Source organism: Alteromonas sp. ABH4_453 (assembly GCF_056160665.1).
Map to the genome: position 1 here is coordinate 344686 of NZ_JBSWXP010000001.1, position 20773 is coordinate 365458.

Consider the following 20773-nt stretch of genomic DNA (forward strand, 5'->3'; position numbering starts at 1 on the left):
AAGGGCTGCGACCTTTTCTTTACGAATTTCGGTCAACCACGTTTAACAGTCCCTCGGAGCTCGTATCCTCATGTCATCGCGTCACGCATTCTCTCCACAACTTCCTTTTTTACTGTTAAGTCTATTAACTGGCCTAACATCATCGTTTGTAACGCCACTGATGAGCTATTTCCTCATTGATGAGATCAACGTTGAGCCTATTTATATAAGTATTTATATGGTGTCCGTTACGCTATCAGGGTTGGTGATCAGTCAGTACCTCGGGCACTTGGCAGACAAAGGTTTTAACGCAAATCGCCTTTACGGCCTAACCATGATTTGCGTGGGCATTGCCATGGTCGCCTTTATCTTTAGCAAACAGTTTTGGCACGTATTTCTCGCTGGCGTCTTGTTTATGTCGGTGGGCGCTGGAGCCGTGTCTCAAATGTTGACCGTTTCGGGATTATGGGCAAAAAAACAAGACATTGACTTGGCCGCATTTAACTCAAAAGTTCGCGCTGCCATTTCTCTCGCTTGGGTAGTAGGTCCGCCGCTGGCATTTACGCTGGTTGCCAATTTTGGCTTCGCAGCGTCCTTCTCGGTGGCCATTGCATGCGTGATTGTTGCAACGCTTTTTGTGGTGAACGTTGTGCCGCCTCAAAAAGCCAATCAACAGTCACTCAATACAACGCTTAAAGGCTCGCTATCACTGCCATTTTGGCTTGTGGGGTTAGCCATACTTGCCGGAATGGCAGGCAATGTCATGTATTTATCATCCATGCCTTTGTACGTAATGAATGAACTTGGGTTGCCGGAAAATTTGCCAGGGCTAATGATGGGTGTGGTAGCCGCACTTGAAATTCCTACCATGCTTCTAGCAGCCAAGCTGGCTCGACGCTTCCCTCCTGCGGGTATCATGGCTGTGGCGTTTATTTTCGGATGTTGCTTTTACGTTGGCGTATATTTCTCTCAAACGAGTTGGGAACTGTTAACCCTTCAAATATTAAACGCCCTGTTCTACGGTTTATATGCTGGCATTGGGCTGACGCTACTGCAACAACAAGCACCCGACTTAACTGGATTCACTTCAGCATTTTATTCAAATGCCACCCGCGTGGGTATGATGTTAGGCACCATTGGCGCGGGCACTGTGGCCCAATTCTTTAGCTTCAGAGATGCCACTATTGGTTCGCTGTGCATTGCCATATTTGGCTTAAACGTGATGTTAGTGTTCATGTTTGTAAAGCACCGGTCAGGTCGTTAGAATCCTGTCTTTTCTTACGCGTACTTTCTTTGTACTTTCGTACGCCCAGACTATTTTAACTGTAGCTCCATCTGCACATCACATCTCGCGTAAGGCGACGACGCCCCCTTAATATGCTTAAACCCTATCTTTTCGTACAAACTGACTGCCGGCTTAAGTACCGAGTTGCTTTCTAAATACAGCCGCTTTAATCCCATCAGTTTCGCTCTTTCAACAATACTTTTACCTAACAGCAGCCCTACCCCTTTACCTTGAGCTTTGGGAGAAACCGCCATTTTGGCAAGTTCAAACGTATCGTCAGTTTGTTTGATAAGTGCACAGCAGCCTATGGGTTCGCCCTTATTTAACGCGATCAATATCACACCCGACTGATTCAAAATGTAGCCTTCAGGGTCGTCGAGCGCTTTAAAGTCGGGCTCTTCGAGCTCCCAATATTTGCTTATCCATTCTACATTGAGCGATTTAAAAGCTTCGTGATACTTTGGCGCATAATCGACTACCTTGATATCAGGCGAGTGAGCGTCCACTCTTGCACTTATGGGGCGATATCGAAGGTGCCGTTCAACTACGCTCACCGCTTCCCATAAATCGATACCCGTTTCTTCCTTTAGTTCACGCATTGCAGCGTCTATGGCATCGCACTGCTTTTCCATTTGGGGCACCATCGCTTTCGCTTTGTCGTTTAGCGCCACCAACGTAACCCGCGAATCGTCGCTCGATTTATAACTTTCAATTAGGTCGCGTGCTTTCATTTCTTTTACGATTTTACTCACCGACACGTGAGAATGATTTATCTCTTTAGCGATATTCACGACAGAATCAGCACCTTTTGACGCGAGCACGTAAAAAACTGGAAACCACTTTGGTTCTATCGCAAATCCAAATTTCGCATAAGTATTTTCCGCATCCTTTGACACCTGCGCGGCTAACTGACGTAAGGCAGTACCTAATGCAATATGCCCCAATTCATTAAACGACTTCATTTCATAAAACTCCGTAACCAGTTACGGATATAATTAATCGTAATTGGAGACAAGTCAAACAGATTATTTATTGTTCATAAAAAATTGGGGGTAGATTACTTCGCCTGGCACTGGCTACACCAATAAAGGCGCCGCCCATTATACATTTGGCGTTTTATTGGAGTGGCGCAGACTCTACAAGGCTGCTCTTCCCTGTCGAACACCATAAACCGCGTACCTTCAAAGTTAACGCCTTTTGCTTCAAGCACTTCGCGTAATTCTGTGTACACGGTATAACCACCTGTTTCATAGCTGCGTTTGCATATTGCTACGGTATGATGTGCCAAGCTGCGCAGCTGCTCATCATCTAACTGAGAAGGTTTGAGTGAAGGATGAACACCTGCTGCAAACAATATTTCGCTGCGAAGGTAGTTGCCCAGCCCCGCCATAAAGCGCTGATCTAAATATAAGCCGCTTAGCGCTCGATTATAGAACGCTTTTGAACGTAAGCGTTCTAGTACCAACTCTTCTGTCACCGAATCGTTTAGTACATCAGGCCCTACTCGCTGCAAAAAAGGATGCTCATGAATGGTTTGTGTTGGCCAAATGCTAATGTCAGACGCACTATATAAAATAGCACTGTTTGTTTCGGTATGAAGCCCTACCCTTAGCTGGCGGGTAGTATCCGGTATTTCGTTGCGTTTACAGGTATGCCACACGCCATAAAGTTGGTTGTGCGAATACATAGAGAGCCCATTGCTAAAATGGGTAATTAGCGCCTTGCCACGGGTTTCCATGCGCAGCACTTTTTCGCCTTCCAGCTGTTTAGCATAAGGTTTAAGCAGCGCTAAGCCAAACTCTACCTTTTCTAAGGGGATATCTTTTATTACCGCTTCAACTTTGTCTGCAGCGCGACGGATCTCTGGGCCTTCAGGCATGCTATCTTAACGACCTTTTATCTGGGTTAATGGTTAGTTCGCATCATTTTCAGCTTCTTTGCAGCTATATGATAACGAATACAAAAAAGGCCTGTAGCCCTTTAATGTACTTTAAACCGAAGTTAGTACATCAAAGATCAACAGACCCTTTTATTAATCGAAGTTAAGCTAAATTTGCCGTATTTAAACGTTCCGCTGATTAACCCTTGTTAGGCACTATCAGATATTTAGTGCCGGTCTTCTTCGCATTATACAGAGCCACATTCTCTGGCTGTAGTGCTTCTTCTAGACTTAACTCTTTGCTGTAAGACGACGCAAACGTAGTATTAATTTCCGTAGCCACTTTTTGGTAAAGTTCGCCTACACGCTTCTTATCAAGCTTGCCTAAGAAGCGCATTAGCAACCAACCACCAATGCTCCACGTCATGCCATAAGCGCGATTCAAAATAGTAGGCGAGAAATCTAAGCCGCCGTAGATATACACTTGTTTATTGCTGTCCGAGCCATAAGTGTTGAAGCCTTTTGCATCTTTACTGCCCGACGCTTCCATCATGGTAAGGATATCGCTAACTAACTCACCGCCACCAATGGCGTCGTACGCAAGTGTAGCGCCAGTGCTGTCGATGGCTTGATAAAGCTCAGCTTTGAAATTCTCACTGCTGGAATTGAGCACAATTTTCGCGCCGATACCTTTAAGCAAATCCACCTGCTCCTGGCTACGAACAATATTTACAAGCTCTACGCCCTGCTCTAAACAAATCTTGTTCAGCATTTGCCCAAGGTTAGATGCCGCAGCAGTATGTACCAGCGCTTTATGCCCTTCCATACGCATGGTTTCGACCATACCAAGTGCAGTAAGCGGATTAACAAACGAAGACGCAGCTTGTTGCGGCGTAGTGCTTTCCATGTGAGGCAAACACGCCTGCACAGGTACGCATGCATACTCTGTATACGCTGCGCCCGTAAGAATAGATACGGTTTTGCCCATCAAAGCCTGCGCTTCTGGGCTGTCCCCCGCCTTAACAACCGTACCTGCACCTTCATTGCCGATAGGCAGTGTTTGGTCTAAACGAGACTTAATACGGCTTAGCAAAGGCTTGTGTACCGGCGCAACCAATGCATTTTTATCAGCATCGAAAGACGCCTTATCAAGGCTTGCTGGACCAAACATAGGCCACATATCTGACGGGTTTATTGGAGAAGCTTCCATACGCACAATCACCTCATGGGCTTTAGGCTCTGGAACATCTACCTCTTTAAGCGATACCTGAAGCTCGCCTTCTGAGGAAATTAGCGTAAATAGTTGTTTTGATTTTTTCATGTTGACTCTTGTGCCCTAAAAATTAAACGCTGAATTTAGTGTTAAGCTAACACGCCACAACTATCAGCAATATTTATATTGCGAATACATATGCGTTTCGACCATTTATACATTCCAAAAAAATGGGGTCAGAGTACATTTCCCCGCTACCTCAGATAGACCCCCCTCAAAATTAATGGGGTCAGAGTATATTTTCACGAGCTTTTCCGCGAAGCAACTTAACGGCTTCACCAAGTGATACCGCCAATATCCTAATCACACATCACGTCATGACCTTTATCAATAAAGTACTCTGACCCCATTACTCAGATGGGTTACACTGCTAAACTTGTATCAACTTGCTATGATGAATTAAGAAATGAAAAAGTATTGTGCGTACGTCTTACTTGGGCTTGCTGTAATAAGCAATGCTGCGCTTGCTAAAAAGGCACCGTTGGTCTCGATTCCTACTCACGATGCATTTTTTAATGCGATAAAGGCCCACTGCGGTAAAGCATTTCAGGGCAAAGTTAGCAAAGACAATGTGGGTAATACGTTCGGTGATGCGAAGCTTGTTATGCACATAAGAAAGTGCACAGACTCGGAAATTCAAATTCCTTTTCACGTGGGTGACGATGCATCCCGCACTTGGATTCTAACGAAAACCGGCGCGGGTCTTATGCTGAAGCACGATCATAGAAATGAAGATGGCAGCTTTCATTCTTCAACCATGTATGGCGGCCACACAGTAGATGAAGGGTTCCCCCAAGTGCAGTCGTTTCCTGCAGATGTATATTCAAAAGCGTTATTTATAGAATCGGGAATTGCAGCATCAACGGATAACGTCTGGCAAATGATGATCTACCCAAGTCGCTTTAGCTATCGACTAATTCGCCCTGCCCGCGAAGTACAGGTAGACTTTGATCTCGAAAATCCCATAGCAACGCCAAGCACACCCTGGGGATATGAATAATGGGGTCAGAGTACATTTTCTAATTTAGGAGAGCCAAACAAGCCATCCATTTCATTCTTCCAGCTTGCCCGTTAGACCAGTTTTGATAGGTACAGGGTTGTAGCCTTTTCTCAATTCACTCATTTTAGTAGAAAGAATATAGAAAGGAATTTGGTGAAATTATGGCAAGGAAACCTCGTTTGGCTCCCGCAGGCTATCCTCAACACGTCATCCAAAGAGGTAACAATCGCTCAATATGCTTTAAGTGTGAAAACGACTACATTGCCTATATTAGCTGGCTTAAAAAGTTCTCTGCAAAATTTGATGTAGGCATACATGCTTGGGTATTGATGACCAATCATGTTCATTTACTTTGCACTCCTAAGCTTGATAACCTTGGCGTAAGCAAGATGATGCAAGCGCTTGGCCGCATGTATGTGAGGTACTTTAACCACAAATATGAACGCTCTGGGACGTTGTGGGAAGGAAGATTTCATTCCAGTCTGGTCTCTAACGACGAATATCTTCTCACGGTTTATAGATATATCGAGCTGAACCCTGTAAGAGCGAACATGGTCGAAAAGCCGGTTGAATATAAATGGTCAAGCTACAGAATAAATGCGTTAGGTACACCTTCGTCACTGCACAGTCCTCATCCTGTATACCTAAATTTAGGAGCTTCAGAAAACCAGCGTCTTGCCGCTTACCGCGCTCTATTCGATGATGAACTGCCTCAAACTGATATTGATAAAATTCAAAGCGGTACTCGAAGAGGACTAGTGCTGGGAAGCGATACATTTAAACAAAAAATTGAAAGCCTAACTGGGCACCGCTTAAAACATGAAGCGTTGGGTAGGCCACCGCAAATCAGTGAGCAGTTAACCGCTGATTGCTCGGAAATAGCTTAATGTACTCTGACCCCTTTATTTTTAAAAACGTCGCGTTGGCTCAACTAGCTCAAACCTGCGAACACTTAACCACAAACTGTTTGGAAATAAGTTAATGTACTCTGACCCCATTTTTTATATCGCGACTTGGAAGCTTATTAATGTACTCTGACCCCAATATTTTGCAGCGGCTTTTTGGTTTCTCAGCGTTTCGCGAGGGGCAGAAAGAGGCGGTAGACTCTCTACTTAGCGGGCATTCCACGTTAGCGATCTTTCCGACGGGTTCGGGCAAATCGTTGTGTTACCAGTTCGTCGCTACGCAGCTTCCACATTTGACCTTGGTCGTGTCGCCACTACTTGCGCTAATGAAAGATCAGTTGGAGTTTTTGCATAGTAAAGGCATTGCGGCGGCAAGTATCGACTCCACGTTAACACCAGAGCAAAACAAGCAAGTGATGAACGACGTGCGTACAGGGAAGTGCAAAATATTAATGGTGTCGGTAGAACGTTTTAAGAACGAGCGCTTTCGGCAGTTCATTGAATCTATTCAGGTAAGCATGTTAGTGGTGGATGAAGCGCACTGTATTTCTGAGTGGGGCCATAACTTTCGCCCCGATTATCTAAAACTTCCCGCCTACCAAAAAGAGCTTAATATCCCGCTGGTATTATTACTTACAGCAACGGCCACTAAAAAGGTAAAAGAGGATATGTCGGCGCGTTTTGATATCGCGCCTGCCAATATTATTCAAACTGGGTTTTATAGACCTAACTTAAATTTACATGTGCGGCCTGTTCTCGAGACTCATAAAAACCAAGCATTAATTGAAGAAATTCAAAAGCAACAAGGTGCAGGTATTGTTTACGTTACTTTGCAAAAAAGCGCCGAAGAGGTAGCTCAGTTTTTACAGCAACAAGGGGTTGTTGCAAAGGCCTATCACGCTGGTCTCGACAGTGATGTAAGGCAAAGTATTCAGCAAGACTTCATGCACAATAAGCTTCAAGTAGTTGTAGCGACTATTGCCTTTGGGATGGGCATTGATAAGTCGGATATTCGTTTTGTAATTCATTACGATTTGCCAAAATCTATCGAGAACTACAGCCAAGAAATTGGACGAGGTGGACGAGACGATAAAGCAGCAAACTGTACCGTGCTTGCGAACCTAGATGGGCTTGTCACCATAGAGAACTTCGTTTACGGCGACACGCCAGATGAAAGCGCCATTGAACGCGTACTTAACGACATTAAGTCGCAAGCCCCTGCAATGCAAAAAACAGTAACGCAAGGTGAAGCGATGCAAGATGCTGTTAACCAAATTAGCCCATCAATTAACAATGAAACTGGCGTATACCAATGGGAAACACAGATAAACAGCCTATCAAGTGTAAGTAATATTCGTCAGCTACCTCTTAAAACGCTGTTGGTACAGCTTGAACTCGCCAAAATTATTCGCCCTTTATATGCCTATTTCGCAGAATACAAATTCCGCTTCATTACAGATAAAGCCACTATATTAAGTCTGTTTTCAGAAGAGAGAGCGCGCTTTTTAGATGCTGTATTCACGCACTCAAACATGAAGAAAGTATGGGGTGTAGTCGATTTTGAGAGTATTTATCAGCACTACGGCGCAGAACGTTCAAGAGTAGTGGCGGCCTTAGAATACTTGCACGAACACAATCATATAGAGCTCGCATCGCGCTTAATTACCGATGTTTACCGTATTAACAACGAACTACTGCAAGATGGCAATCTTTCAAACCAACTAGCCCACTATTTTGCTGAAAACGAGCGTAAAGAGATCGGGCGCATCGCCGCACTTGTAAGCTTCTTCGAACAAGGCACCTGCTTAAGTCATAACTTGTCAGCGTATTTTGATGATACTCAAGCACCGAAGGCGTGTGGACATTGTAGTGTTTGTGAAGGCGATGTGGCAAAGCTTAGCTATTCATCACCAATATCAAAACCAGATGGTGAGAAGGTATCAAAAGCTATGACGGCGCTAAAGATGCATTTAAGCGGAAAGTTTGAAGGCACCATCACTCCTTCTATTTATTGCCGCTTTCTAACTGGCATGACAATGCCTTTATTTAGCCGTTTAAAAATACGGCAAGTAAAAGGATTCGGCAGCTTTGAACACTGCCGATATGCAGACGTACTAGATGAAGTGAACGCAGTATTGTGCAGATAGCTTACTGGTACTGACCGTTGAATGGCCGAAAACGAGACAGTGTTGAATTGAACTAGCGCCTTTTGCTAAAGGAGGTCGCATTGCGCTTTCGATCTTGCCGACTAGCAGCCGGTTGCATGAACTGCGTTTGTTGCACGTTAAGCGAACGTGTTTTATCAATTTAACGGCGATTCACGCCATACTATCAATCTGCTTTAGTATACTGCCGAACGCACGGCTACCAACATTTTGAATCTGTTTATCAAAGTAAAGGCTTCCCAAAAGAAAAATAGTGATATGCCCTTTTGAGCGCCACGTCACGTGGGTTTTCCCACCTTCGTCTTTAAGGGTTATTTCGCCTAACTGATGATCATAGGGTAATGGTTTAGACTTCACGACTTTGTAACCTAATTTAAAAGGCGGTTCGTAAGCAACGATCTCTTCGTGAAGGTTGGAGCCCCCTGAAATAATCTCGCGCACTGCACCTAGCCCATTTGGTTCATTACTACCCTTTACCAGTAAATTCGACTGCTCAATAGCTTTAAACTGAGCATAATTGGCATGATCACTTAATATGGCAAACACCTTTTCAATAGGCTGGTTAATGGTTCGCTCTACATGAATTGAAAACACGCTTTATTCCTTTTTATACATTTTTATTAGCGACATTGTTCGATAATAGCCCAAACGCTATAAAACCTTTACTTAATAAAACTTATCGTTAATCGGCAAACCTGTGAATATAGCAAAAGCCTTAATTCTAATTTATAGTGGCTAAATAACAGTGTCGTAGACGGTTTAGGATATAATGGACACCACTAAAAAAGGATCGCTAGTTGTGGTCGGCACAGGTATTAGCGTTGCTGGGCAAATGACCATTGCCGCTAGAAGCCACATTGAAAATGCCGACATCGTGTTTATGGGGATCATGAACAAAATTGGCGAGCACGTGGTGACCACTCTTAATCCCAATAGCGTGTCGCTAGATGACCTTTACGAAGAAGGCAAATCCCGTGCGTTAACCTATTCTCAAATGGCCGATAGAATTGTAGAGTCGGTGGTAGCAGGCAATAAAGTATGCGTTGCTTTTTATGGCCATCCCGGAGTTTTTGTTACGCCCTCTCATGAAGCCATTCGCCGCGTTCAAGAGATGGGCCTAGAAGCGAAAATGCTGCCTGGGGTTTCGGCGGAAGATTGCTTAATTGCCGATTTAGGCATAGATCCCTCACGCTTTGGCTGCCAGTCATACGAAGCAACTCAGTTTCTGTTTCGCGACTACCGTATTGACCCACACATGACACAAATTATCTGGCAAATTGGGTTAGCTGGGGAAGCAACATTGAGTGTGTTAGACGCTAATCAAAGCCAGTCAGGCCTTGCCATGCTGGCAGATATTCTGGCAGAGCATTATCCTACGAACCATGAACTCATTATTTATGAAGCCGCGACACTGCCTCTTTGCGAGCCAAAAATAGAAAGCGTGCGACTTTGTGAACTTGAGTTAGCCAAACCCACATTGGTGTCGACCCTCGTCGTGCCCTCGATAGGTATGCCAGCATATCGACAAGACCGATTAGCAAAGCTAGGGCTGACCGAACAGCAAGTTATTAAATATAGAAACCCAACCGTAAATTAAAAAGGACAAAAAAATGGCAAAATCTATTCAAGATTTCTTGATTGAGTTGGATACCAACAGCAAGCTTATGGAAGCCTATAAAAGCGACCCAGTTGCAACGGCTAAGAAATACGGGCTATCTGCCGAAGAGGTAAAAATAATTGCTGATCAAAACTGGGACGAGCTATCCAAGCGCTTCGACGATACCAGTAAAACTATTCGGGTTATTAGCTACTAACTAATAGTAAGCAAATTATGAAGCGCCTTGTCTTGTGTGTTATCAGTGTCATTATCCTCATGACACTATCCGCTCGCGCTTTGGCCGCGCCGCAAGACAACACTTCATCACCCATAATTCAATTAGACGGGCTTAAAACACGCATTCAAGAAAACGATCCGTCTGTTCAAAGCGCTTTCACGGAATTACACGCATTTTTTGCTGCTCACCCTAATGATTATGAACACGCACGCTTTTTGAACATAAAATCCTACTATTATATTTTAAAACAAGACTATGTATTGGCGTACGAGGCGTTACTTGAAGCCCGTAAATACGCAACGTCAGCAAAAAATGTACTGAGTCTTGCTGAATCACATCGCTTAGAGGGGTTAATTCTCGATTTATCTGGCGAACATGCCAGCGCGCTAGAAGCCATGCACCAAGCGCTAGATCTTTTCAATAACGCTGAAAGTGACAACGTTCTTTTGGTATATAGCGCCATGGGTAACGTGTACATGTCGCTTAAAGACTATGAGTCAATGCTGACTTTTGCACATCAATATTTGTCTGCCGCACAACGCTTTAATAGCAAGGAAGGCGAAGGTACGGCTTATTTCTTTCAAGGATATGCCCAGCGAGCGCTTGGTCAGTATCAAGACGCAAAGGTAAGCCTGCTATTAGCTGAAAGTCAGCTTCGCGAGGCAAATTACCCTTTTATTGGTATTGTGCACAGCGCTATGGCAGAGCTTTATATTGCACAAGGTAATTTAAGTGAAGCGCTGAAGAAATTAAACCAAGCTTCGGAAGCTGACCGACAAGTTGGTTTTAAGTACAACGAAGGATCACATCTTCTTCACTTAGTAGATATCTATAAACAACAAGGCGAGCTGGAACTTGCAATTACTGAACTAGAAGCTGGGCTCGAAAAAGACGTCATAAAAAATGACAAAGTGTTGATATTAGATGTTCTCAATCAACTTGTCTCACTTCACGAGACATACGGAAACTTGGAAACTGCACTTAACTACTCTAAGCAATATAGGCAGGCATTTAAACAGAGCTTTAATGAACAGCAATCAAGGCTAGTGGCCCTGCACCGCGTACGTCTAGCCATTTCAGAAAAAGAAGAAACAATAAAGCTGCTAGAAAAAGACAATCAGTTAAAAGAACAGCGCAACCTTATCCAAAAGAAAAAGAATACCCAACAACTTTATTTTATTGGCTTTGTCATCCTTTCATTGGGCTTAATGGTTGGGCTATGGCTTCGAACTTGGCAACAGAGAAAGTCGCTCGATATCTTAACGCAAGATCTGCGCAAAGCTACCAAAGCAAAATCAGATTTCCTAGCGCGTATGAGCCATGAAATTCGCACACCGCTGAATGCCATCATTGGTCTTACCAAGCTTTCTCAACGGGCCGCTGAAGACAAAGAACAGCAAACAAATTTGATACAAATTGAAGGCGCATCTCAAACGCTACTGAGCATCATTAATGACATACTGGACTTTTCTAAAATTGAAGCTGGTAAGCTCGATATAGAGTCTACTCAATTTAATTTAGATACGCTCGTTAATCAAACCATCAGGCTGCACCTTGCTCGTGCACAAGAAAAGCATATTGAGCTAATTCAACATATCTCTCGAGATGTGCCGCTGAACTTAATTGGCGATCCGCTGCGCATACAGCAAATACTGAATAACCTGCTGAGCAACGCCCTTAAGTTCACCGAAGATGGGCTTATCTCGGTTAGCGTTAGATGCAGACAATCAGACGACGATATTCAGCTTGAATTTGAAGTCAAGGACTCAGGTGTAGGCCTGACTACTGCACATCAAGCTCAACTGTTTCAGCCATTTAATCAGGGTGATGAGTCGATCTCGCGACGCTACGGTGGTACAGGTTTAGGGTTAGCAATTTGCAAGCAGCTTACCGCATTAATGGGCGGTGAGATTTGGGTAGAAAGCCAATTGGGGAAAGGGTCTGTTTTCCACTTTACGGTAAACGTAAAACAAGACACTTCGCAGCAAATTGTTTCTCCATCTAACCAGCTTTCTGCGCTAAAAGTACTTGTCGCCGACGACATTGAAGCATCGAGGAACGCTATTTTAGAAGCCCTATCTATGGCTAATATTCAAGCCGATATTGCCACAGGCGGAAAAGACGCCATTGCTAAAATGCGTGCGGCTTTAGCGACATCATCTCCTTATGACTTGCTTATCTTAGACTGGAACATGCCTGATATTGATGGCCTTGAAGTGGCCGCCATAATGAATCAAGAGTTTTCAATTAAGCAGCCAAAAGTAGTTATGCTTTATGCATTTGAGTCGCCACGAATGCGCGAACAGGCCATTCAGCTTGGCATACGTAATTTCATCAAGAAACCATTTAGTACCAGCGAATTGGTAGATACACTGCAGGAACTATGTCTTAACACAAAAGCCAAAACATTACTTAAAGACATACCAACTGTGCCCAATTTAAAAGGCACACGCATTCTTTTTGCAGAAGATAATGCACTCAATCAAAAAGTAACGCTTGGACTTTTAAACGACACTCAAGCCACTATTGAAGTTGCCAATAATGGTTTAGAAGCTGTAGACAAACTGCGTGAAGACAGCGCGTTTGACGTAGTCCTGATGGATATTCAAATGCCAGTAATGGATGGATTAACCGCAGCTAAGCGCATTCGACAAGAGCTTCAGTTAACCTTACCTATCATTGCAACCACCGCCCATGCAATGCAGCAAGACATAGATAAAAGCTTAGCTGCAGGCATGGATGGCCATATTAATAAACCTGTCGATCCAAACCGCTTTTTTGATGTATTGGTTGAGGTTTTGGATAAAAGAAGGTCTTCGGCCACTTTAGAAGTAACCAGTGAAACAGCGGTAACAAGTTCATCACTTACATTTATCGACAAACCCAAAGCACTACACACATTGCTTGGCGATGAGGCGCTTTATACAAACCTACTTAATGACTTTATCGCTTTAGAAGATGAATTCAACGCGCTACACAAGGCTATTGATACCCAAGACTATCCATCCATTGCGCGCATAGCGCATATTTTCACAACGGCACTTCGATATATTGGTGCGTTTACACTAGCAGAATTAGCTAGCTCGATTGAGTTAAGCGTCAAGCGTGGTGAGCACGAAAATGCGAAAGATTTCAGTGCGAAATTAGACCTTTTTTATAAGTCGCTTAAAAAGATGAGAGAACAGCTAAACGAAACAGCATAGCGCAATCCATCTTCATACTCTTTAAAACCTCTCAATTAACAGGTGCTTCATAACACGCGCCATATGCCTGATTATCGGTGACTTTTGGGCTAACTTTAGCCTTCAACATTTTAGGATTTGATGTATTATTGTTTAGCTTTTTTTAACAATTAAGCGCTTTTAACCACTCTCTTTACAATAACGCCCAATAAAGAGAGTTTTTCAAATGGGCAAGGAAAAAAAATGAATAAAATAAAAACTATACTACTGCTTGGTGTTTCACTTTTAGCCACTGGTTGCGCAAACAAAGTACATACCTATGCCACTTCTACTGAAAACACAATTGCTTTAAGAGCCTTGTCGAAGCAAGACGTTCAAGCCAATATTGGTGAGTTTACCGACTCAGGTAAAAACGAGTCGAAGGTAATGTGCCGCCTGTCTTCTCCAGTGGGAACACCAGAAGGTAGAACGTTTGCAACGTACATCAGAGATGCAATTTTAGCTGAAATGGTTGTTGCAGACCTATATGAAGACCAATCTTCAACAGTTTTAACCGCAAACCTTAACGATATTTATGGCAGCACCGTAATCGGTAATGCATTTTGGGAATTCGATTTATCTTTAGCCTCAAGCAACGGTAAAAACCTAAACATTAAATCACGTTATGATTACGAGTCGAGCTATCTAGCGACGTCAGCCTGCTCTGAAATGCAGCGTTCTTTTGTACCTGCGGTACAGAAGCTAAATACTGAGATTTTCTCTCACCCAGACTTTCCGGCTTTACTTAAGTAAAGCTTGAGCTAGAAGATGCTTTTTCACTCAAAAGCATCTTCTATTTTCTTTATACCAATCACTACTCGCACGTAAAAATCAATCTCTAGCCTACTTTTACGTTTCATGAAGCGAGCAATACTTGCTATTCACTAGACTCTTGCGACGCATACTCATTTTTCATCAGCCATGCATATGCTGTGGTAAAAGCGGTTTCTTGGAACTGTTTCAATCCAGTTTCAGAGAACGGCACAGCCAGCGGGTTTCTGCGTAGCGATTCTTTAATATCTGTTGGGCTAAATACGATAACTTCTAACCCATCGATTAACTCAATAGCGGCCTCTAGCTTAAATCCAATTGCACTTCCCGCGAATTTACCTTTGGTCTGACGCTGACGAATTATCACAGCATCAATTTTGTAATCTTCAACAAGCTTTGCAAAGGTGCTTTGAAAGCTTTTTAAGCCCTTTGCGCTGGTATCGGCAAGGGTTAGACGGCGCGTACGGCAGTCAGGCAAATGAAACAAACCATCAGCAAGCGACACCAAACTAATAATTGCTTCATTACCTTTTAAATCTATACCACAGACTTTCATATTTATTCCTAATTACGTTTGCCTGCTATTATAGCCCGTTTCGCGTCTGTTATTCACTTGCCAGTATTTTTCTTTGCTCTCCGCCAATCTTTAGTTACCGCACTGGCGGGCTCCAAAAAGCTAACTTAGCACTGACTTGATAGTGTTCTTCGACAAGGGCTTTACAAAATGTTCGTCGAACCCTGCGGATTTAGAATCCTCTACGTATTTCTCTGACCCCCACCCGCTTTGAGAATAAAATTTCGTATTCTCTGCTTCAGGTAACGCCTTAAGCATTTTAACTAACTCGTAGCCGTCTATATCTGGCATACCGATATCAAGAAATACATAGGCAGGTTTGAAAGTTTTAAATGCGTCAACGGCATCCTTAGGCGAGGTAATGCCCAAAGCAGTAACTCCCATCGATTCAGTCAGCAAACAATAAGCGTCGATAAGGTCTGAGTTATCGTCAACAAACATCACCTTACTTTCGCTTTGAACAGTAGACTCCAGTTCTGTAGTTTCTGTCTGTTCGTAAGCGGTTTTGGAAATAGGTAGCCTTACCTCAAAGGTACTGCCTTGGTCAACGCCATCACTCATTACAGAGACTTCACCGTGATGTAAAGCCACAAGCTTACTCACCAGAGTTAGACCGATACCAAGGCCGCCTTTTGTATGCGTAGAATGGGCTTCAATTTGAGTGAACATGTTAAACACGTCTTTTAGCCTGTCTTCAGGGATACCCATTCCGTTGTCTTTCACAGAAACGACGATCATCACGCCTTCTTTTCTGACCTCGACAGCTATCTTTCCTGAATTTTTCGTATATTTAGCCGCATTATGGATAATGTTAGAGAAGACCTGGCTTAAGCGCGCTTTATCTCCGTAAACGGTTACATCTTCTTCAAGACAATTAACCGTTATGTCGTGTTTCTTCGCTTTAACCTGCTGTTCTACAATTTCAAGAGAATCGGAAAGTACGTCTCGAATGCTTAACCTTTCAAACTCTAGCTTAACCTTTCCTCGAGTTATACGAGATACGTCCATTAAGTCGTTGATAAGCTTTGACATGTACTCGGCTTGTCGATTAATGATTGCCGTCACTTTTTTACGAGTTGCATCATCATCAACGCTCTCTAAAATACTCGCGCCCGACATGATTGGGCCCAATGGGTTTCGCAACTCATGCGCCAAGGTTGCAAGAAATTCATTTCTGTAGTTATCCTGCTTTTCAAGTTCCTGGATACTGATATGCATACGTTCTTGCATATCAAGTGCATAAACCAAAAACATCCTGTTTAACCGGTTGGCAGTTTCAACGTCAGTTTTATCAAATGTTGTTGAATGCCCTTCAATTATGCGGGTATGGATAGTAAACGCTGAACGAGGCTTAAGACGTTCTTCTTTTGGCGCATCTTCAGATTTTTCATCTTCAGCGCCAATCCATTTTTGAATGCGATGAGTTTCTTTTCTAAACCAGGCGGTAAAATACTGCTTTTTTTCAAACAGCGGGATGATCATAATACCCGCAATACCGTACTCTCGCGCCTCAGGATAATCGTCACAGAGCGAATCGTTTGTGTAAGGAAAACCGCCTTCACTGACCGCTTTAGAAAAGATGTCTTTAATAAGCTCTATAGGTAAGGTTGACCCAAGAGTAATGGTCTCGTACTGTGAATAATAAACAAACCCCGAGCTATTGAGCGCATTTAAAAACGCCCTTTCGCCGCTTTTCACTACGCGACTAATGGGGTTTGCAGGGCCTATCTTGTCGAGCATAACGTCAACGGCTTTATCGGTAACATCCTTTTTGCGTTTCGCAATTTCCTCTTCTTTAGCCAACAAGTGCCAGCTAAACAACTGGCTTAAGTTTTCACACTGCAGCCTTACATTTTGAGGGATATAACAGGGCTCGCGATGGTGACAAGAAATAAGCCCGTATAACTCTCCGTCTGTAACTAAAGAGATGGAGAACGAAGCGCGTAACCCTTGGTTTCTAATATATTGAAGGTGTATGGGCGAAAACGTTCTTAAAAGCGAACGCGAGAGATCTAAACGCTCTCTGCCTGATTTTTCTGCGGAAGGAACTAACCTGGCAGGAGGCAGTTCTGTATCTGGGACAAGCCTTACCCAATTGGTTTTATAAAGCTCACGGGCTTGCTTAGGAATATCTGAAGCAGGAAAATATAAATCTTGATAAGACTCCATATCTTCTGCTTTGGCCTCCGCTATAACCTTCCCTGAGTAGTCTTCATTGAACTTATAAAGAACCACTCTATCCATATTAGTGAGATATCTTATGGTCGAAACCATTTCTCGCGCCATCTCGCCTAGCGACGTCATTTCTTTGAAGCGTGGCGCGATAGACATTGAATAGAGCTTTATAAATTGCTCTGCGCTGTAGACATCTCTAAATTCTGTAGCGGGCTCTAGCTCAACCACATAGTGCTCACCAGAATCATAAACTACCGCTAAATAGTCTACTTCTTCGCCCGCTTTTAAAAGCGTACTCCTAAGATGAAGTTGAATGGGCAGCCTTATCTTACTAGCCGATACTCTGTCGAACGTCTCTTCAAGAAACGTGCGCTCATCAGAATCGGAGGATAGAATGTCTAAAAAGTTTTCCCCTATGATCTCGCCAGCGAAAATCGAATTGCAGTTCTCACTGACAATTTCAATTTTCAAGTCCTTGTAGCTAAACGCGATAAGAAAACCGTAACTTTGGACACTTTCGGGGATATGTATAGGCTCATCTTCACAGCGTTCAAAGTTAAAGTTTTGGGGGAATTGACTCATAGGGTTCCTAAGGTTTGTATTAGCTAAGCCATTCTTGGATATGGATGGCAACGTATCATATTGGTATTCAGATTTATAATGCTCTCTCTATGAACTCGCTGAATTTAATGTTTGTAAAATCGTAAATTGAAAACACCACAAAACACGGTGTTGAGCTGAAATAACAACCCTCAACACTGCGTGTATTACGTTCATCATTAAGGCGTTCATCATTATTCAGGGAGCTGAAGCTTAATTAAGCGCGCGCCTTCTTTGTCTTCAAGTACATAGATATTGCCCATGCTGTCTTGCTCGACTTCGCGCACGCGCTTGCCCCATTCGTAACGCTCTGCTTCTTCCACTTTCCATTTGCCTTCATCGTCTTTGCCAAAAGCAACGCGAACTAACGCTTTTGAAGACAGTCCACCGATAAATCCATTCCCGTTCCAGTCGCTAAACTTGTCGCCGTTATAAATAATAAAACCAGCTGGGCTGATAGCGGGCACCCAAGCCAACTCGGGCGATTTAAAAATAGGAATGCCTTCGTGATTAGGAATTTTTACACCAGAGTAATGGTCACCCTGCGACACCGTTGGGTAACCATAATTGCGACCACGCTCAATCAAATTGAGTTCGTCACCATGGCGAGGCCCCATTTCATGAGCCCATAAATTACCTTGCTTATCAAAGTCTATACCCAGCGGGTTGCGGTGCCCTAGCGTCCAAATCTGTTCGGTTACGCTGCCTTGACCATAAAACGGGTTATCTTTTGGCACGCTACCGTCGTCGTTTAAGCGCAGCACCTTACCTAAATTCATTGCCATGTTTTGTGCCGGGGTAAATTTTTGACGCTCGCCCGAGGTGATAAACAAATAGCCGTCCGGTGAAAACGCCATGCGGTGAGAATAATGCCCGTTCCCAGTCACTTTCGGCGACTGACGCCAAATTAGCTCTCTATCAGACAGCTTAGCACCGCTATCAGAAAGGGTAAGCGTGGCACGCTCTATTACCGCGCCACTGAAGGCATCGTCTTTTTCATCTCGCTCGATGTAGGAAATATAAATCGTGTTGTTTGACGCAAAGTCAGGGTGAATGATGACATCGCCTAGCCCGCCCTGCCCGCGTGCGGTAACGCTTGGCACATTGCTAACCTCAAAACGCTTTTGCTGGTTTTCATCAAGCAGCCACAAAGTGCCCGCCTTTTCCGTTACCAAGCTTTGCCCATCCGGCAAAAACGTCATGGCCCACGGGTTATCGAACGTCGACTGAACATTCCCCACTACAGTAGTACCCTTACTCCCTTTCATTTCAACTTTTCCAGAGGAGCCTGACTGAGCAAAGGTAAAAAAAGACGTTGCGAATAGAGTAACCAAGACTGCGGCTTTTCGATTCATGCTAGCTTTGTGCTTACTTGTTGTGTTCATCGACGTTCTAACCTTTTTCGAGAGTTTGCGTATTGCTAGTTACACGGTGAAGCGTTTATTACACATCAACGGGTGGCGCATAGGGTTTTAGTTAGCATTGGTTACGTAGATTTAATTAAACGGGTTTATATTGTTGCCTTCGTTTTGCTACTCGTTACAGTTTTTGTAGCGTGAATTTATTCACACTACCCTAAATTTTCTTTAATGCAGCCGTGCTTTACTAAAACGCCACCTATGTTATTTTCCAACTAGTTTTAGCAACGAATGTAAGGAGGTGATCATATGTCGAGAGTTAAGGTATTTGAACAGGCAGCTATGAGTGAGGGTCGTTCTAGCTAACCCCTTTAACGTAATTGCTCTAGAAGGCTGTCTATTCAGCCCAGCTCGGAAAGCCGCATCACGTTGCTGAATGCGGCTTTTTTCTTTTTAACTGGCTACTATTTGGTGATTTTTTGACAAGCAAGTGCGACTATGACAGCGTAGGATAAACAAACAGTAAAAAACTCGCGCCTGATAGCGGGAAAGGGAATTTCAAATGTATCAAAAGCTTGCCCGTGTTTTTATCGGCACATTACTTACGCTCGGCCTTAGCTTTCACGTAAACGCAAAAGTGCGGGGCGAGGCCGTGGTTACAACAATAAAGTCAGAAGTTTTGAATGAGTCGCGAGAACTGCTTATTCACCTACCTAATAACTATTCCCGCTACAAAGACACCACCTACCCAGTTTTATATTTGCTAGATGGACAGCGTAATTTTGCCCATACCGTAGGCACGCTTGATCTGCTAAATCAGTCTGGAATGGCGCAGGAAATGATTGTTATCGGTATTAACAACACCGAGCGCACGCGAGACTTCACACCAACCTATGATGAAAGCTATAACCAGTGGGGAATATCTGGTGGTGCCGACAACTTTTTAGGCTTTCTAGAAAAAGAACTAAAGCCTTACGTAGAGACAAACTATCGCACTAATAACTACGCGATTGTTTCTGGGCATTCATTAAGCGCCCTTTTTACCCTATACGCACTGCAAGAGCGGCCTGAACTGTTTCAAGCTTACTTCGCATTCAGCCCAAGTTTGTGGTGGCACGAAGAAGTGATATTTCCAGAGGCAAAAGCGTTCTTTGCATCAGATAGCGACCTTAACAAGTACCTTTATATCAATATGGGTAACGAAGGTGGAAACATGCTAAGTGCATACGAACGTTACGGTGAACTGCTAAATAACAGCGAACGAAAAGGGTTTACCTTTGATACCGAACTAGATACATCTGAAAGCCACAATACGACCGCGCTTGCTGGTATGAGCTTGGCGCTTCAAAAGCAGCTAAATTCGTTACGCCCAACAGGTGCAATAATACAAGAAGGTATTCCTGCGGTAGAGCAATACTATAAAGACCTTTCTGCAAAATACGCTTTTGAAGCAAAGCCAGAATATAAAGCCGTAAACCACGCGGGTTATGCGGCGCTAAACAAAGAAGACTTTGACTCTGCCATTGCAATTTTTAAGAAAAATATAGCTCGCTTCCCTAACAAGTCTGATGCCTACGACAGCCTGGCAGACGGTTATGAAGCTAACGGTGATTTAGCCATGGCACTTGAGATGCGAGAGAAAGCGCTGGCAATGAGCTATGAAGAAAACGTTGAGAATGGCGCTTATAAAACGCGGCTAGCTAACTTGCGAAAGAAGATTGCGGAAGGTACGGGCGACTAGCTATCAAGTGCC

16 protein-coding genes are annotated in these 20773 nt (G+C 43.6%); 9 read left to right on the top strand and 7 right to left on the bottom strand.

The features are described 5' to 3' along the window. Positions 1-70 precede the first annotated feature (70 nt). A complete protein-coding gene (locus ACXAGV_RS01505) occupies positions 71-1243 on the top strand; it encodes a sugar efflux transporter (RefSeq protein ID WP_474871256.1) in 1173 nt (390 codons plus the stop codon). 50 nt (positions 1244-1293) lie between these two features. Here the strand turns inward: ACXAGV_RS01505 and ACXAGV_RS01510 are convergent, their stop codons facing one another. The 3 genes from ACXAGV_RS01510 to ACXAGV_RS01520 all read right to left on the bottom strand — a co-directional run bounded on the left by ACXAGV_RS01510 (position 1294) and on the right by ACXAGV_RS01520 (position 4464). Then, complete coding sequence (locus tag ACXAGV_RS01510) at positions 1294-2226, bottom strand: bifunctional helix-turn-helix transcriptional regulator/GNAT family N-acetyltransferase (protein ID WP_474871258.1); 933 nt, start codon at positions 2224-2226, stop codon at positions 1294-1296. Between the two features lie 95 nt (positions 2227-2321). Beyond that, on the bottom strand, positions 2322-3143 hold the full coding sequence (gene nei / locus ACXAGV_RS01515) for an endonuclease VIII (protein WP_474871260.1): 822 nt from the start codon (positions 3141-3143) through the stop codon (positions 2322-2324). A 199-nt stretch (positions 3144-3342) separates the two neighbouring features. Beyond that, entirely contained in the window at positions 3343-4464 is a 1122-nt protein-coding gene (locus ACXAGV_RS01520; protein ID WP_474871262.1) for a zinc-binding dehydrogenase, read from the bottom strand. Between the two features lie 358 nt (positions 4465-4822). Between ACXAGV_RS01520 and ACXAGV_RS01525 the strand changes: the two genes are divergently transcribed. The 3 genes from ACXAGV_RS01525 to ACXAGV_RS01535 all read left to right on the top strand — a co-directional run bounded on the left by ACXAGV_RS01525 (position 4823) and on the right by ACXAGV_RS01535 (position 8468). Next, a complete protein-coding gene (locus ACXAGV_RS01525) occupies positions 4823-5416 on the top strand; it encodes a hypothetical protein (protein ID WP_474871264.1) in 594 nt (197 codons plus the stop codon). A gap of 161 nt (positions 5417-5577) precedes the next feature. Continuing rightward, positions 5578-6303 (top strand): transposase, encoded by a 726-nt coding sequence (locus tag ACXAGV_RS01530; RefSeq protein WP_474871266.1) that lies wholly within the window; start codon positions 5578-5580, stop codon positions 6301-6303. A 140-nt stretch (positions 6304-6443) separates the two neighbouring features. Then, positions 6444-8468 (top strand): RecQ family ATP-dependent DNA helicase, encoded by a 2025-nt coding sequence (locus tag ACXAGV_RS01535; protein WP_474871268.1) that lies wholly within the window; start codon positions 6444-6446, stop codon positions 8466-8468. Between the two features lie 171 nt (positions 8469-8639). Here the strand turns inward: ACXAGV_RS01535 and ACXAGV_RS01540 are convergent, their stop codons facing one another. Beyond that, complete coding sequence (locus ACXAGV_RS01540) at positions 8640-9080, bottom strand: SRPBCC family protein (protein WP_474871270.1); 441 nt, start codon at positions 9078-9080, stop codon at positions 8640-8642. Positions 9081-9255: 175 nt separating this feature from the next. Here ACXAGV_RS01540 and ACXAGV_RS01545 point away from each other — a divergent pair, with 175 nt between their 5' ends. The 4 genes from ACXAGV_RS01545 (at position 9256) to ACXAGV_RS01560 (ending at position 14295) form a co-directional block, all read left to right on the top strand. After that, positions 9256-10083 carry an SAM-dependent methyltransferase gene (locus tag ACXAGV_RS01545; RefSeq protein WP_474871272.1) on the top strand — a complete coding sequence of 276 codons (828 nt, stop codon included), beginning with the start codon at positions 9256-9258 and terminating at the stop codon, positions 10081-10083. Between the two features lie 13 nt (positions 10084-10096). Continuing rightward, positions 10097-10300 carry a hypothetical protein gene (locus tag ACXAGV_RS01550; RefSeq protein ID WP_239246405.1) on the top strand — a complete coding sequence of 68 codons (204 nt, stop codon included), beginning with the start codon at positions 10097-10099 and terminating at the stop codon, positions 10298-10300. Between the two features lie 59 nt (positions 10301-10359). After that, positions 10360-13524, top strand: coding sequence for a tetratricopeptide repeat-containing hybrid sensor histidine kinase/response regulator (locus ACXAGV_RS01555; RefSeq protein WP_474871275.1), 3165 nt, complete (start codon positions 10360-10362; stop codon positions 13522-13524). Positions 13525-13746: 222 nt separating this feature from the next. Further along, positions 13747-14295 carry a hypothetical protein gene (locus ACXAGV_RS01560; protein ID WP_239246400.1) on the top strand — a complete coding sequence of 183 codons (549 nt, stop codon included), beginning with the start codon at positions 13747-13749 and terminating at the stop codon, positions 14293-14295. Positions 14296-14419: 124 nt separating this feature from the next. On the opposite strand, the gene ACXAGV_RS01565 is transcribed toward ACXAGV_RS01560, so the two are convergent. The 3 genes from ACXAGV_RS01565 to ACXAGV_RS01575 form a co-directional block, all read right to left on the bottom strand. Next, complete coding sequence (locus ACXAGV_RS01565) at positions 14420-14869, bottom strand: DUF3010 family protein (protein WP_474871277.1); 450 nt, start codon at positions 14867-14869, stop codon at positions 14420-14422. 120 nt (positions 14870-14989) lie between these two features. Next, positions 14990-17644, bottom strand: coding sequence for an ATP-binding protein (locus tag ACXAGV_RS01570; protein WP_474871279.1), 2655 nt, complete (start codon positions 17642-17644; stop codon positions 14990-14992). Positions 17645-17856: 212 nt separating this feature from the next. Beyond that, on the bottom strand, positions 17857-19047 hold the full coding sequence (locus tag ACXAGV_RS01575) for a PQQ-dependent sugar dehydrogenase (protein ID WP_474871281.1): 1191 nt from the start codon (positions 19045-19047) through the stop codon (positions 17857-17859). A gap of 535 nt (positions 19048-19582) precedes the next feature. Between ACXAGV_RS01575 and ACXAGV_RS01580 the strand changes: the two genes are divergently transcribed. Beyond that, positions 19583-20761, top strand: coding sequence for an alpha/beta hydrolase-fold protein (locus ACXAGV_RS01580; protein WP_474871283.1), 1179 nt, complete (start codon positions 19583-19585; stop codon positions 20759-20761). The last annotated feature ends 12 nt before the right edge of the window (positions 20762-20773 follow it).